This is a genomic window from Lactobacillus sp. N54.MGS-719, from assembly GCF_000980505.1.
GTDB lineage: Bacteria > Bacillota > Bacilli > Lactobacillales > Lactobacillaceae > Lactobacillus > Lactobacillus amylovorus.
The window spans coordinates 35,911-50,187 of record NZ_LARO01000008.1; the positions used below are offsets into that span (position 1 = coordinate 35,911).

Genomic DNA, 14,277 nt, shown 5'->3' on the forward strand with positions numbered 1-14,277 from the left:
TAAAATCAATATTGTACACTATTTAGCAGGAATATTGCTAGCTATTTTGATAAATTGTTCAATTGTTAAATCTTCAGGTCTAACTCTCGGATCAACGCCCAATTCTTTAATCAAAGCTGCACGCTGATCATTATCTGGAATCAAAGTCTTCAAGTTGTTGTTCAAAGTCTTTCTTCTTTGTGAGAAGCACATCTTCACTACCCAGATAAAGTGTTTTCTATCGTTAATCGCTGGCTTTTCAGCAAGTGGCGTCAAAACAACTACCGCAGAATCAACCTTAGGACGTGGCATGAATGATGAGCTCTTTACTTCAAGCGCCAGCTTAACGTTCATTTCAGTTTGAACGGAAATAGTGAGTGGCCCATATTCCTTGTTGCCTGGCTTTGCTTCAAGTCGTTCAGCCACTTCTTTTTGCATCATCAAGGTTAAACTGGCAAAGTGCAAATCTGATTCAGCCAAAGCAAAAATGATTGGCGTTGTAATGTAGTAAGGCAAGTTAGCGACGACCTTAATTGGCTTACTCATATCGAAAAAGCCAGCCAAGTCTTCTTCAAAGTTAGCCTTCAATACATCCTTAAGTATCAACTTAAAGCGTTCATCTAATGGCGCATCCCCAATCTTTTTGGGTAATTCATTATGCAAAATTTCAGGCAAGCTGTCGTCGACTTCATAAGCAAACACCTTAGCTCCAGCTAAAAGCAATTGCTCAGTCAATGATCCAATCCCAGGACCAATTTCAATTACTTGATCGCCAGGTTGAATATCAGCTGACTCGACAATACCCAAGATAGCAGCTTGGTCAACTAAAAAGTTCTGTCCTAAATTTTTCTTAGCTTTAACAAAGTAACGGTTAATGATCGCTCTTGTTCTGACTGGTGAGCCAATTGGAATATTATTTGCCATTTTCAATCTCCTCTACAGCCTGCTTAAGTTCATCAAGCGAAACGCCAAAGGTATGCAGGCGATTGTAAAATTGCTTGGAATTGCCGTAGCCTACGCTTAACTTAATACCGACTTGTTCGCGTAATTTCCGTGAACCACTGCCGCCTGCTAAACCCAGCTTGCGATATTCAGTTTCAGTTAAATCGCTCTTTTGCGGATCAACTTCATGCAAATCCTTCAGGGCCCGTTCAAGCGCTTCTTTTGAGGCATGCTCAACGCCAAGGCTGCCCTTTTTATGAGGCTCGCCTTCCTTACGCGTAATAAAGGCCTGCTTAGCGTTCGGAACCGCATTAGTTACAATACGACGAATTCGTTCGCCATTAAAGTCAGGATCCGTAAAAACAATAATTTGTCTGGTCTGACTTAACTTTTTTATTTGCTTTAAAACAGCATCAGAAACAGCTGAACCGTTTGTTTCAACCGTCTCAATTCCTGGGAAAAATTGTTTTAAACGGATAGTATCGTCTTTCCCCTCAACAACGATTACCGCATCAAAATTCTTTTTATTTAAGACCATAAACTCTCACTGTATTTTTATAAGTAGCGTCTGCCACTTCTTCAAGTGGAATATTCTTCAACTTAGCGATGGCTTCGGCCACATAACGCACATAACCCGTCTCGTTTTGGTGACCGCGGTATGGCTTAGGCGTCAAATATGGCGCATCAGTTTCAACCAAGATTCGATCAAGTGGAGCTGCCTTGGCACTTTCATGCACTTCCGTTGCCTTAGTGAAAGAAACAACACCGGAATATGAGAAGTAGACGTTTAAATCTAAGAACTTGTTTAACCAATCAACGCCACCATTAAAGCTGTGCAAAATTGCCCCATATTCAAGATTGCTGTGTTTCAAAATGTCGTAGCAATCTTCAAAGGCATCCCTAGTATGGATATCAACCGGCATCTTCAAGTCATGTGCTACTTCAATTTGTCTTGCAAATACTTCACGTTGCACATCGCGAGGTGATTCGTCCCAATAATAATCAAGACCAATTTCACCCATCGCAACTACCTTAGGCATTTTCAATTGTTCAACCAGCTTATCTTCGGCCTTTTGATCATAGTCTTTAGCAACATCGGGACAGTAACCGACCATCGCATAAACATTATCAAATTTTTGTGCCAAATCGACTGCACGCTGGTTAAAATCAGGATCTTGTCCTGCGCAAATCACCTTGGTTACACCCAAAGCTTTTGCGCGTTCAAGGTAATATTGTTCCTTGCCGCGAAACGGCTCATCGTTTAAATGAGTATGGTTATCAATGATTTCCATTAACCTAATTCAGCTCCGTTTGCGTGTTCGTCACCAACAATTGCCAACTTGATCTTGCCGTCTTTTTCACTAGACAAAAGCATACCTTCACTTAAGTGACCAAGCATCTTACGTGGCTTCAAGTTAGTAACTGCCAAGACCTTCTTATCAAGCAATTCGCTTGCGTCTGGGTAGAACTTGCGGATACCACTCAAAATTTGACGTTCCTTACCATCGCCAAAGTCGAGCTTGAACATCAACAACTTCTTTGAACCTTGAACTGGTTCTACTGACAAAACTTGACCTACTTGGATCTTAACCTTGTCGAAGTCATCAATGGTAATTTCGTTACCCTTCTTTTGTTCGCTTCTAGTGGTCTTCTTTGGCTTAGCCTTAGCCATTTCATCCTTGATGTACTTAACTTCTTCTTCAGCCTTAAGTCTTGGGAAGATTGGCTTTGGCTTTTCGATTACCTTAGTGTCCCAAGCAAAGTCGCCAAATGATAAGCCTCTTTGGTCTTCATCGTCCCAGTTCAAGCCAAGTTGTTCAAACATCTTAGGTGCAGTTTCAGTCATTACTGGTTCAATCATAATTGCGATCAAACGAAGACTTTCTGCCAAGTTAGACATTACGTGTGAAAGTTCTTCCTTCTTGCCTTCCTTGTTAAGAACCCAAGGAGTAGTTTCATCGATGTACTTGTTAGCACGAGCGATAAGCTTCCAAATACTGTCTAAAGCTTGTGAGAAGTGGAGTGAATCCATGTATTCTCTGTATTCGTCGATTACGCTAGCAGCAGTATCTTGCAAATCCTTGCCAAACTTGTCTTGTGCGACAGGAACTGGATCAACGTGGCCATCTTGGTATTGGTTAATCATTGAAACAGTACGGTTCAATAAGTTACCCAAGTCATTTGCCAAGTCGTAGTTGATTCTTTCAACGAAGTCTTCTGGAGTAAAGATACCGTCAGCGCCAAATGGAAGTGCACGCATCAAGTAGTAACGAAGTGGGTCAACGCCGTAACGGCTAGTAAGTGATTCTGGGTAAACTGCGTTACCTTTAGACTTAGACATCTTACCGTTCTTCATTAATACCCAGCCATGACCAATAATGTGCTTTGGAAGTGGCAAATCAAGAGCCATGAGCATGATTGGCCAATAAATAGTGTGGAAACGAACGATTTCCTTACCTACCAAGTGAACATCTGCTGGCCAGTACTTCTTAAACAATGAATCATCGTCTGAGCCGTAACCTAAGGCAGTGATATAGTTTGAAAGAGCATCGATCCAAACGTAAACAACGTGCTTAGGATCGCTTGGTACAGGAATACCCCAGTCAACTGTAGTACGAGTAACTGAAAGGTCTTCAAGGCCTGGCTTAATAAAGTTGTTGATCATTTCCTTTTCACGAGAATGAGGCAAAATAAAGTCAGGGTGTTCCTTGTAGTATTCAACCAATCTATCAGCGTATTTGCTCATCTTGAAAAAGTATGAAGGTTCCTTAACCAAACGTACTTCGTGACCACTTGGAGCCTTACCGCCGATTACGTTACCGTCATCATCCTTATAAACTTCGGCAAGTTGTGATTCAGTGAAGTATTCTTCGTCTTCAACTGAGTACCAACCAGTGTATTCGCCTAAGTAGATGTCGCCCTTCTTTAAAAGCTTTTCAAAGATCTTTTGAACAGCCTTAACGTGTTGTTCATCAGTAGTTCTAATGAACTTGTCGTAAGAAATATCAAGGCTCTTCCATAATTTCTTGTAAGAATCAGCCATCTTGTCAACGAATTGTTGTGGCTTGATTCCTTGTGCTTCAGCCTTTTGTTCGATCTTTAAGCCATGTTCATCAGTACCTGTTAAGAAGAAGGTGTCATAGCCTTGTGCGCGCTTGTAGCGAGCCATAGTATCAGCTGCGATTGTAGTATAAGCATTACCAATAGTTAATCTACCGGATGGGTAGTAAATAGGGGTTGTAATGTAAAAAGTATCTTTATCAGCCATTAATATTCATGCTCCTTTTTTGTCTAAAATATCTATTCTATCTTACCACGAAAACAATATTAAAAAGGAATTGGAAATAATCCAATTCCTTTTTTCTAAAATTTTCCATTTTTCAAATATATTTTCTTCACGATCGTGTTAAGCAAAATATAAATTATTTCAAGAACCAACACAACCAGCATAAAGCTGAATGGCAAATTCGTCATCCCTAAGCTTGAAGCGATGCTGGAAGATGGCAATGCCGAACCCCAAATTGCTAGTGAAAAGGTAACCAAGAAGACGATTGGTGTTGCATGTTGACCAAAGAATGGAAATCTTTCGTCACGCAAAACGTGGATTGCCATTTCTCTTGTCCACAGTGATTCAATAAAAATCCCTGAGTAAAACAGTGAAATGAAGACCCAGTGATGGTAGTTTGAACCAACCAAATATGGACAAACCACGTAAAACATCATTGCCATCGCAATAAAGTCGATAATCGCAGGAATCGGGCCAAAGGCTAAAACAAACTTAGGCCATTTTCTGATCGACCATTTCTGTGGCTTTTTAACATAGCTCTTCGAAACACTATCGAATGGAATTACCAAACAGCTGATGCTGTAGATCAAATTAAGAATCAACAATTGCAGTGGCAATAATGGTAAGAATGGCAAAATCAGTGAAGCCACAACCATGGTGATGATACTGCCGAGGTTGGTTACAAGGAAGGTCTTGATGTACTTCATCGTATTGGAGAAGACCTTTCTCCCCGTAATCACCATTTCTTCAAGCAGCTGCAAATCTTTTTGTTTAAAAATGATATCTGCAGATTCTCTCGTAATATCAACCGAGTTTTCTGAGGTAACCGTCACGTTAGCCACCTTCATGGCAAGAGCGTCTTTATTGCCATCGCCCATGTAGCCAACTGTATGACCATTTTTCTTTAACGCTTCAATGATCCTGGTTCTAAGTTCTGGCGTTAAATGAACAAAGATATCGCACTTTTCAACGATCTCAGCTAATTCTTCTGGACTCGCCTTTTCGATTTGTTCACCATCGTAAACAGTATCAACGTTTAAGCCCACCTGCAAAGCAATCGCACGCGTTACCGCCTCATTGTCACCGGTAAAGATTTTGACATCGATATTGTCATTTCTAAGAGCTTGTAAGGCTTCCTTAGTACTTTCCTTTGGTGGATCTAGATATGCAAGATAGCCCACAATGGTTAAATCATTTTCATCCTTAGCTGAAAATTCTCCAACTGGAGCTGGATTTAACTTGTAGCCTACTAAAAGCACACGCAAGCCATCATCGTTTAATTCATCGATCTGCTTTAAGATCTTTTTGCGCCAGTCATCGGTCAACTCTTCACTTTTACCGTTAATTTCTACTTTATCAGAAATATTGAGCATCCCTTCAGCGGCGCCTTTTGTAACCAACATGTGCTGGCCGTGGTGTTCATCGTTATCAACCACCACGACGCTCATTCTTTTGCGTGTATAATCAAACGGAATTTCGTCGATCTTGTTGTAGTCACGCTGGATTTCATTGACGTCAAGCTCGTCACCCGCCGCATCGATTACGGCCTTATCAATCAAATCCTTCATTCCAGTTTGATAGTAGGCATTCAAATACGAGAACTTCAAAATTCGTGGCGTTTCTTGCATCTCCAAGTCATAGTGCCGCTCCAGCACTACCTTGTTTTGCGTTAAAGTCCCCGTTTTATCGATACAAAAAGTATCAATTGAGCCCAGATTTTGAATGGCATTCATCTGCTTGACTACGACACCTTTTTTGGACATTTCCAGTGCCCCTTTAGTCAAGTTGCTGTTAACGATAATTGGCAAAACTTCTGGCGTAATCCCTGCGGCGGCCGCCAAGGCGAAGATCAAACTTTCACCCCAGTCACCCTTAGTCAGGCCATTAATAATGAACAAAAGCGGAATTAAAATCGCAGCCGTGACGATCAAAATCTTGGCTAACTGTCTCATCTCACGATCAAATAAGGTCGTCTTTACCTTCTTGCGTGAAATTTCCTGCACCTTTTTGCCAAAGACAGTATTGTTGCCGACCGCAAAAACAATGCCGCTACCCGAGCCAGAAACAATCGTCGTTCCCTCATATAAAATGTTAGGGTAGTTCAAATAGTCCTGCATACTCGGTTTAATGGTCACATTGGCCATTTTTTCTACTGGTTCCGAGTCGCCATCCAAATAACTGTATGAACAAAACAGGTCCTTACTCGTAAGGAGCTTCATGTCTGCAGGAATCATGTCGCCGGCAGACAAATTAATCACGTCGCCCACAACTACTTCGTCGGTGGGCAGTTCCACGTTTTTACCATCCCGACGAATGTTAGTCGTTACCGAAACCATGTCCATCAATTTTTCAGTTACTTTGGCAATCCTAATCTTTTGGGCAAAATTTACTACCACAGAAATGATCAACATAATGATCATCACAATGACTGTATCTATATCACTATTATCTTGTGGCACCAATATATAACTAGTAAATGAAGTTAAAATAGTTAATCCAATTAAAGCAAGCGTGAACGGAGTAGCGATTGATTCCCACAGCAATCGCCAATTAGAAGCATTGGAGTTAGTCCTAATCCTATTTTCGCCATATTCTTTTCTATTTTCTTCAGCCTTATTCGTGGAAAGTCCTTCAGCACTTGCCTGAAGTCGCGCTAGCGTCTCACTACGCGATTCGCGTGCAATCTGCTGAATCCTTTGAATGTCGACATTTGACTGCTTTTTGCCAGCTGCTTTTACCATTCTTTGCTCCTCTCATTTAATTGACAAGCAAAACAAAAAAGCCACCTACTGTTTCTGTAGGTGACCTAATAAGGCTTTGTCATACTCGTCGTTCAGTTTTAACACTACGTGACGTAAGCACATGCTAGCTATCTGGATCTCGCCTTAAGTCGACGACACCTATTTAACCCGTTGGCATCTCTGGATGTTTCTGGGCGATAGCGTGTGTTCACGTAGGAGTCTCACCTAACAGTTTAATTGCTAATTATATCCACAAGAAAGTGTAAGGACTAAATTTAAATAAGTCAAGCCACCTAATTGCGTGAATTGTAGTTATTGCGGCCGAATCTTCTTAAAACATAAACGATTCCGACGATCAAGAATGCTAGTGCTAACGCAATCGGAAGCGCTACGCGATGTGGATGCGAAATTTTATCTTGCTCGCTGCTCGATAAATCATATTTGTCTAGTGCATATTGATACTGCTGATCCACCTTGGTAGCACAAGCTCTAAACACGAAGCGTAATCCTTCATTAAAGGTGGCATTATCTTGACTGCGCAACTTATCTACTTCAGCTCTAATAATGTTGGTCCGTGCGTCAGCCGTAAAGGCGCCATGCAGGTCCTTAGTAGAAAAGATTTGCACGTTGCGCTTCTTGCCTTTTTGTCCAACCACGATAAATACCGATCGCTTAGTACGGTTCAACGCCTCAGGAGTGAGGTTATTCAGTCTCTTAACCGTAATCACAGAGATCTGCGGCTGCTCCTTAGTTTGAAAATAGCGATTATTCTTTTCAGTAATTAAAGTCTTAGTTTCTTTATTCAGAATATGAGCATGGTCTTCAATATTAGGCTGCACAAATCCCGTAGTCGTTAAAAAGACTAACAACAAACCTACTAAGCCAACTAAACTAATTCTCGTCTTCTTCAAGTTTATGGGCCAAACCTTCCACATATTTTCGATCGATCTTAATTTGCTCATATGGTACCCCGCAATCATGAAGCAACTTCAATGCTAGTGGATTATCACGATAGTCAAAATAATAATTTATCTTTTTAATGCCTGCTTGCACTAAAGCCTTGCAGCAGTTGTAACAAGGAAAATGGGTCACGTAAATTTCGGTATTTTCAGTAGAAACACCAAATTTCGCACATTGAATGATGGCATTCATCTCTGAGTGAATCGTTCTTACGCAGTGGCCGTCAACCATTTGGTGGCCAACGTCATCGCAATGCGGCTGTCCTGAAACCGAACCGTTATAGCCAGTACCGATAATGCGGTGATCTTTGACTAAAACGCTGCCGACTAGCGCTCTATTACAAGTAGAACGCTGAGCAATTACTAACGCCTGCATCATAAAATATTGTTTCCATGGAATTCGATCATGCATGACTTTGCCCCTTGCTTTTATTTATCTATTCTTAAAGTAGTTCAAGCCGATAGCATCACGAACTTGTTGCAAAGTTTCGTTAGCTACCTTGTTAGCCTTCTTTGAGCCTTCCAAAAGCATCTCGTAAACTGCATCTTCATCTTGAGCAAACTTTTCACGACGTTCACGGATAGGTGCAAGTTCTGCTTCAAGGACCTTGTTTAAGTAACGCTTAATCTTAACGTCGCCCAAACCACCCTTTTGGTATTCTTCCTTAAGTTCCGCAACCTTGTCCTTGTCTGGGTCAAAGACATCAAGGTAAGTAAAGACAGTGTTACCTTCGATCTTGCCTGGATCTTCCACGTGAATGTGGTTTGGATCAGTGTACATTGACATAACTTTCTTTTGGACGGTCTTGGCATCATCAGCTAAGTAAATAGCATTGCCAAGTGACTTAGACATCTTAGCATTACCGTCAAGACCTGGAAGACGACCTTGACCCTTTGGTGGGAAGTAACCCTTAGGTTCAACCAAAATATCGGTGTTGTAAACTCGGTTGAAAGTTCTAACGATTTCACGAGTTTGTTCAAGCATTGGTTCTTGGTCATCCCCTACAGGAATAATAGTTGCCTTAAATGCAGTAATATCTGCAGCTTGAGAAACTGGGTAGTTCAAGAAACCGACAGGAATGGAATCTTTGAAGTCCTTTTGCTTAATTTCAGTCTTCACAGTTGGGTTTCTTTCAAGACGAGCAACTGTTACTAAATCCATGTAGTAAGCAGTCAATTCAAACAAAGCTGGAATTTGTGATTGTACATAGATAGTAGACTTGTTTGGATCAAGACCAACAGCTAAGTAGTCCAAAGCTACTTGGATCAAGCTGTTGCGGATCTTTTCTGGATTACGAGCATTGTCAGTTAAAGCTTGCGTATCGGCAATCATAATATAAGGATCATACTTGCCTGAATTTTGTAATTTTACTCTGTTCTTTAAAGAACCAATGTAGTGACCTATGTGAAGTTTACCAGTTGGACGGTCACCGGTTAATAAAATTTCTTTTGCCATGCTTCTTACTCTTTTCTATTATTAATGTTTATTTTTTATTTAAGTAATTACTTAATTTTAACAAATATTAGGCTATGATTAAACTAATCGTAGGTGATCAAAATGTGTAATCAATTTCGTATACCCAAACTCGCATTAATCAAACAATATCTAACTGAAGACCTAGATCTGCCTTTAGTTGAACCAAAAATAAATGATGAAGAAAAAGACGTCTTTCCTAACCAAACAGCGCCAGTTTTGCTTTATCAAAACAAACAGCTGCAATTAGTAAATAAAAACTGGGGCTATCCTAGTCCCGTCGATGCAAATAAGCCGCTATTTAATGCTAGAATCGAGCGTTTTTATGAACAAAAACCATCAATGTGGGATGAGTCCTTTGCCAAGCAGCGCTGCATTATCCTGGCTAGCGAATTCTTCGAATACGCCAAAAACACTTATCAAGCAGATAACGGTAAGAAATACCATGAACGCTATAGTTTTAAAAGCAAACAACCAATTACGATGATTGCTGGTATTTATGACCATAATAATTTTGCCATGGTGACGACCGACCCGAACTCAGATATGCGGCCCATTCATAACCGGATGCCGCTGGTCATTGAACCAAGCGAACTGCGCCGCTGGCTCTTTCAAAACTTTACCAGCTTAATCAACAGAGATAGTATTTCACTTTCTGTCCAGAAGCAGCCCCACAAAAAATAATTGTTCTATTGCCCGAAAGCATGATAAAATAAAGATATATTGCGGGTATAGTTAAATGGTAGAACGACAGCTTCCCAAGCTGTAGATGCGGGTTCGATTCACGCTATCCGCTCTAACCAAAAAACAGGGATGAATTTTTCATCCCTGTTTTTGTTTTATCTTGTTTTCTTTTTAAACCATGATCACAGTTAGAACACTGCTTAAGATTGCCAGATAGATTGGCATATAAATCGTTTGTGAATATAAATAGCTCCAAGCAAAGAGCATGCCGTAAATTGCTTCAATAATGAAGTTAATGAGTGAACTTTGATAATTCAATACGCTGAAGATCAAACCGGAAACGATGATTCCCACAACGGCAACTTGAACGCTATCTCTACGGAAAGCATAGTTGAATAAAAAGCCCGTTGCTAGGAATTCCTGCAGAATCGGTAAGATGATTCCTTGAACGACGATCAAGAACCAGAACATCCCTGTTGACTGACTCTTAAGATAAATCGTCTGGAAATCATACAGAGGTATTTTGCCATACGCCTGCAAATATGAAATCGAAATTCGAGTAGCCGTCAGCACCAGCGTTAATAAAACTACCGCCGAGAAATTCCCCAGCCACGGCAATTTAAAATCACGCGCAAAAAAGCGATTCTCACGATTATAGCGATATACATAAAACAGTAAAATCATCGCAGCCACGACACCGAATAAAATCAGGTCCCAGACATGCAACGGCGACTTTCTAGTAACAAGCTTCACTACTGCAAAGACCATCAGGTAACAGATTAAATACACTGCATAGCGAATGACATTGCCCTCTCTCGATTCTGGCGTATTCAAGATTTTCACTCCTATTCTGGATTGTATCCTACAAATCCCATATTATACCAAAAAAATACAGTTAATTGAATACAGATTATTTTACTTCCACAATAGTTACCTTATATTCTCCGGCCGGTGCACCAACTGTTGAAGTCGTCCCTGCCTCTTTTTTCATAATTGCTTGGCCCAGTGGTGAACCAAAGGAAATCTTGCCATCGGCTAAATCAGCCTCCATCCGGCCAACAATCTTATATTCTTCAGTATCTTCATCATCGTCAAACTTCAAGACAACGGTTTTGCCCAAATCAACCTTGCCATCGTCCTTAGTTTCAACGATTTCCGTATACTTTAATTGTTTGCCTAAGTAACGCTTAGCTTCAGTATATTCCGTATTTTCTGAAAGGTCGCCGAGCGCACGTGCTGCCTGCAAAATTTTAATTCTGCGTGGACGACCCTTCTTTAAGCGAGCAATTTCATCTTCAATTTGTTTGTAGCCTTCTGGCGTCATCTTTTGAAAATATACCATAATAGTTATTTCTCCTTTTGCTTTTTAATTATGTAAGAGTTTTCCACAAGTGTTAATCCTTAATTTGATCAACTTTTTAATCAAAAATTAGCACTATATGTTTTTGAGTGCTAAATAGTTTAACTTTGTTTCAAAACGGCTACAATAATCAGTGTAAGGAAAAAGAGATCAGATAAACAAATGATTCGCTCCTTACAAATTAACTTAGACAAAAAATGAAAGGAAGTTTTATTTATGGCAAACGATATGATGAATCGTCGTAATGATATGATGGATGCAATGAACGACTGGTTTGGTTTTCCAAGAAACTTCTTTGATGACAGTGAAATTGAAAACATCATGCAATCAGATGTTGCTGAAACTGATAAAGATTATGTAGTTAAGATTGATATGCCAGGCATGAACAAAGATGACATTAAGCTTAACTATAAAGATGGTGTTTTGAGTGTTGCCGGCACCAGACAAGCCTTTAAGGACACCAGCGACAAGAACAGAAACATCATTCACCAAGAGAGAAGCGAAGGCAGTATCTCAAGAAGCTACAGATTACCAAATGTAGTTGCAAGTGACATTCATGCAAAGTATGATAATGGTGTATTGACCATCACTTTGCCAAAGCAAACCGCTAGCGATGATGGCAATTCTATCCAAATTGATTAATTATTAGATAATTGCAAGAAATCTAATAAGTAACGGATAAATAATTCTCTGAAGCGAGTTCATGTTGAACCCGCTTTTGTTTTGGCTTAAAATAGAGATAATTTAAGAAAAAATTAAAAATGAAAAAGGAGATTTTTTATGGCTCATGAATTAACTGTACAAGAGCTGGAAAAGTTTTCTGCAGACTTTAACAAGAACCCAGAAAACAAAGTTATTGCTCGTGCTGCACAACGTAGTGGTGTGCTTGAAGCATCATACAATGATCGCGTTCAAAGTAAATTAACTCGTGTCTTCTCTACTGAACTTGACACTGACAACGTTACTAACCAAAAGCATTCAGGTCGTTGCTGGGAATTCGCAACCTTAAACGTTTTGCGTCACGCTTTCGGCAAGAAGTACAAGGCTAAGAACTTCACCTTCTCACAAGCCTACAACTTCTTCTGGGACAAGATTGAACGTGCCAACATGTTCTACAACAGAATTTTGGACAGTGCTGACATGCCCCTTGATTCTCGTCAAGTTAAGACTGACTTAGACTTCGCCGGCTCAGATGGTGGTCAATTCCAAATGGCAGCCGCATTAGTTGAAAAGTATGGTGTCGTTCCTTCATACGCAATGCCTGAAACTTTCAACACTAATGACACTACTGGCTTCGCTACTGCACTTGGTGACAAGCTTAAGAAGGATGCTTTGGTTCTTCGTCACCTTAAGCAATACGGCAAGGACGACGAAATCGCAAAGACTCGTGAAAAGTTCTTGAGCGAAGTTTACCAAATGACTGCTATTGCCGTTGGTGAACCACCTAAGACTTTTGATCTTGAATACCGTGACGACGACAAGAAGTACCACTTGGACAAGAATTTAACTCCACTTGAATTCTTGCACAAGTACTTAGGCGACGTTGACTTTGACGACTACGTTGTTTTAACTAACGCACCTGACCACGAATACAACAAGTTGTACGGTCTTCCAGCAGAAGACAATATCGAAGGCTCAATCAGAATCAAGCTTTTGAACGTACCAATGGAATACTTATCTTCAGCCGCTATCGCTCAATTAAAGGATGGCGAAGCTGTTTGGTTCGGTAACGATGTTCTTCGTCAAATGGACCGTAAGACTGGTTACCTTGACACTAACCTTTACAAGTTAGATGACTTGTTTGGCGTTGACTTCAAGATGTCAAAGGCTGACAGATTAAGAACTGGTGTCGGCCAAGTTTCACACGCTATGACTTTAGTTGGTGTTGATGAAGACAACGGCGAAGTTCGTCAATGGAAAGTTGAAAACTCATGGGGTGACAAGTCAGGTTCAAAGGGCTTCTACGTAATGAACAACGAATGGTTCAACGACTACGTATACGAAGTTGTTGTTCACAAGAAGTACTTAACTGACAAGCAAAAGGAATTAGCTGAAGGCCCAATCACTGACTTACCAGCATGGGATTCATTAGCTTAATGAAGAAATTTGAGTATATTAAAAAGCCAGATCCACTAAGGACCTGGCTTTTTAATATCGATTCAATTTCTCAGAATTTACGATATTTATTTATAAATATAGCTTCCATCTGGATAAAAAGTTATAATTTTCAAATTTTTAAATAAAGAAAACATTTCATGTATCGATTCTTTATTCGTCAACTACCCTAGACTGAAGTCTAGGGCTTAGTGGCTCGTTAGCTTGCGCTAACCAGAACACCAACTTGCTTAGATACGGACTTGACTTACCAGCAATAGTCTTTTGACTATTGCCGATAGAGGTCGTCTAATTACCAAAGCCTTTTAAGTCCGCGAGTTGCTAACGGACTGCAGCCTTTCTAGGCTGCTTTTTTTATTTTAGGATTTTGCCACTTGCTTAATCCTTTTTCTAAGATGTTCACTGCCGCATTCCAATCACGAATATGGGGCATTCGACAAATTGGACAAGTCCACTCCCGATCCTTAAGGGTTAATTTCTTATAACCATTTTGGCCCATAATACTGCCACAAGCATGACAGCGTTGAGTAGTATATTTAGGATCAATTGTTAGAAATTCTTTACCATATAGATCTGCCTTATAAGCCAGCATATTCAGGAAACTACGCCAGCCGACATCAGAAATTGATTGCGACAAAGCATGATTCTTTAACAGGTTTCTGTTTCTTAATTCCTCGGCAACTACTAAATCGTGGTTTTTGATTAGTGCAGTTGAGAGTACTTGTAAAAAGTCATTA

General features: G+C 40.2%; 14 protein-coding genes, 1 tRNA gene and 1 riboswitch. Of the genes, 4 read left to right on the forward strand and 11 right to left on the reverse strand.

Features of this window, described 5'->3' with window-relative positions:
• Positions 1-18: 18 nt before the first annotated feature.
• From rsmA to trpS, 8 genes are all read right to left on the reverse strand, one after another.
• Positions 19-903: a 16S rRNA (adenine(1518)-N(6)/adenine(1519)-N(6))-dimethyltransferase RsmA gene (gene rsmA, locus WS44_RS02710; RefSeq protein WP_046432966.1), complete on the reverse strand. Its 885-nt coding sequence runs from the start codon at positions 901-903 to the stop codon at positions 19-21.
• Positions 893-1,459, reverse strand: a complete 567-nt coding sequence (gene rnmV / locus WS44_RS02715; protein ID WP_013437072.1) for a ribonuclease M5 — start codon at positions 1,457-1,459, stop codon at positions 893-895. The genes rsmA and rnmV overlap by 11 nt, the downstream gene beginning before the upstream one ends.
• Positions 1,446-2,213, reverse strand: a complete 768-nt coding sequence (locus tag WS44_RS02720; protein ID WP_046432969.1) for a TatD family hydrolase — start codon at positions 2,211-2,213, stop codon at positions 1,446-1,448. The genes rnmV and WS44_RS02720 overlap by 14 nt, the downstream gene beginning before the upstream one ends.
• Positions 2,213-4,189, reverse strand: a complete 1,977-nt coding sequence (gene metG / locus WS44_RS02725) for a methionine--tRNA ligase (RefSeq protein WP_013437070.1) — start codon at positions 4,187-4,189, stop codon at positions 2,213-2,215. Before metG ends, WS44_RS02720 begins: the two co-directional genes overlap by 1 nt.
• A 95-nt stretch (positions 4,190-4,284) precedes the next feature.
• Positions 4,285-6,948, reverse strand: a complete 2,664-nt coding sequence (mgtA, locus tag WS44_RS02730) for a magnesium-translocating P-type ATPase (RefSeq protein WP_013641436.1) — start codon at positions 6,946-6,948, stop codon at positions 4,285-4,287.
• Positions 6,949-7,024: 76 nt separating this feature from the next.
• Positions 7,025-7,188, reverse strand: a riboswitch (M-box (ykoK) riboswitch).
• A 53-nt stretch (positions 7,189-7,241) separates the two neighbouring features.
• Positions 7,242-7,883, reverse strand: coding sequence for a TPM domain-containing protein (locus WS44_RS02735; RefSeq protein WP_207301795.1), 642 nt, complete (start codon positions 7,881-7,883; stop codon positions 7,242-7,244).
• The gene (locus tag WS44_RS02740) at positions 7,840-8,319 is read right to left on the reverse strand and encodes a ComE operon protein 2 (protein ID WP_013641434.1); all 480 of its coding nucleotides are present in this window, start codon (positions 8,317-8,319) and stop codon (positions 7,840-7,842) included. The genes WS44_RS02735 and WS44_RS02740 overlap by 44 nt, the downstream gene beginning before the upstream one ends.
• A 21-nt stretch (positions 8,320-8,340) precedes the next feature.
• Complete coding sequence (gene trpS / locus WS44_RS02745; RefSeq protein ID WP_013437066.1) at positions 8,341-9,363, reverse strand: tryptophan--tRNA ligase; 1,023 nt, start codon at positions 9,361-9,363, stop codon at positions 8,341-8,343.
• A gap of 102 nt (positions 9,364-9,465) precedes the next feature.
• Between trpS and WS44_RS02750 the strand changes: the two genes are divergently transcribed.
• Both WS44_RS02750 and WS44_RS02755 read left to right on the forward strand, forming a co-directional pair.
• A complete protein-coding gene (locus tag WS44_RS02750; RefSeq protein WP_013641433.1) occupies positions 9,466-10,065 on the forward strand; it encodes an SOS response-associated peptidase family protein in 600 nt (199 codons plus the stop codon).
• A gap of 41 nt (positions 10,066-10,106) precedes the next feature.
• Positions 10,107-10,177: transfer RNA gene (locus tag WS44_RS02755), tRNA-Gly, on the forward strand.
• 59 nt (positions 10,178-10,236) lie between these two features.
• Here the strand turns inward: WS44_RS02755 and WS44_RS02760 are convergent.
• Both WS44_RS02760 and greA read right to left on the reverse strand, forming a co-directional pair.
• On the reverse strand, positions 10,237-10,899 hold the full coding sequence (locus tag WS44_RS02760; protein WP_022087203.1) for a CPBP family intramembrane glutamic endopeptidase: 663 nt from the start codon (positions 10,897-10,899) through the stop codon (positions 10,237-10,239).
• A gap of 76 nt (positions 10,900-10,975) precedes the next feature.
• Positions 10,976-11,407, reverse strand: coding sequence for a transcription elongation factor GreA (greA, locus tag WS44_RS02765; protein ID WP_013641432.1), 432 nt, complete (start codon positions 11,405-11,407; stop codon positions 10,976-10,978).
• A gap of 234 nt (positions 11,408-11,641) precedes the next feature.
• Here greA and WS44_RS02770 point away from each other — a divergent pair, with 234 nt between their 5' ends.
• Positions 11,642-12,067, forward strand: coding sequence for an Hsp20/alpha crystallin family protein (locus WS44_RS02770; RefSeq protein ID WP_013437062.1), 426 nt, complete (start codon positions 11,642-11,644; stop codon positions 12,065-12,067).
• A 138-nt stretch (positions 12,068-12,205) separates the two neighbouring features.
• A complete protein-coding gene (locus tag WS44_RS02775) occupies positions 12,206-13,522 on the forward strand; it encodes a C1 family peptidase (RefSeq protein ID WP_013437061.1) in 1,317 nt (438 codons plus the stop codon).
• Positions 13,523-13,880: 358 nt separating this feature from the next.
• Here WS44_RS02775 and WS44_RS02780 read toward each other — a convergent pair.
• The coding region (locus WS44_RS02780; RefSeq protein WP_288145668.1) for an RNA-guided endonuclease TnpB family protein at positions 13,881-14,277 on the reverse strand (397 nt) is incomplete at its 5' end.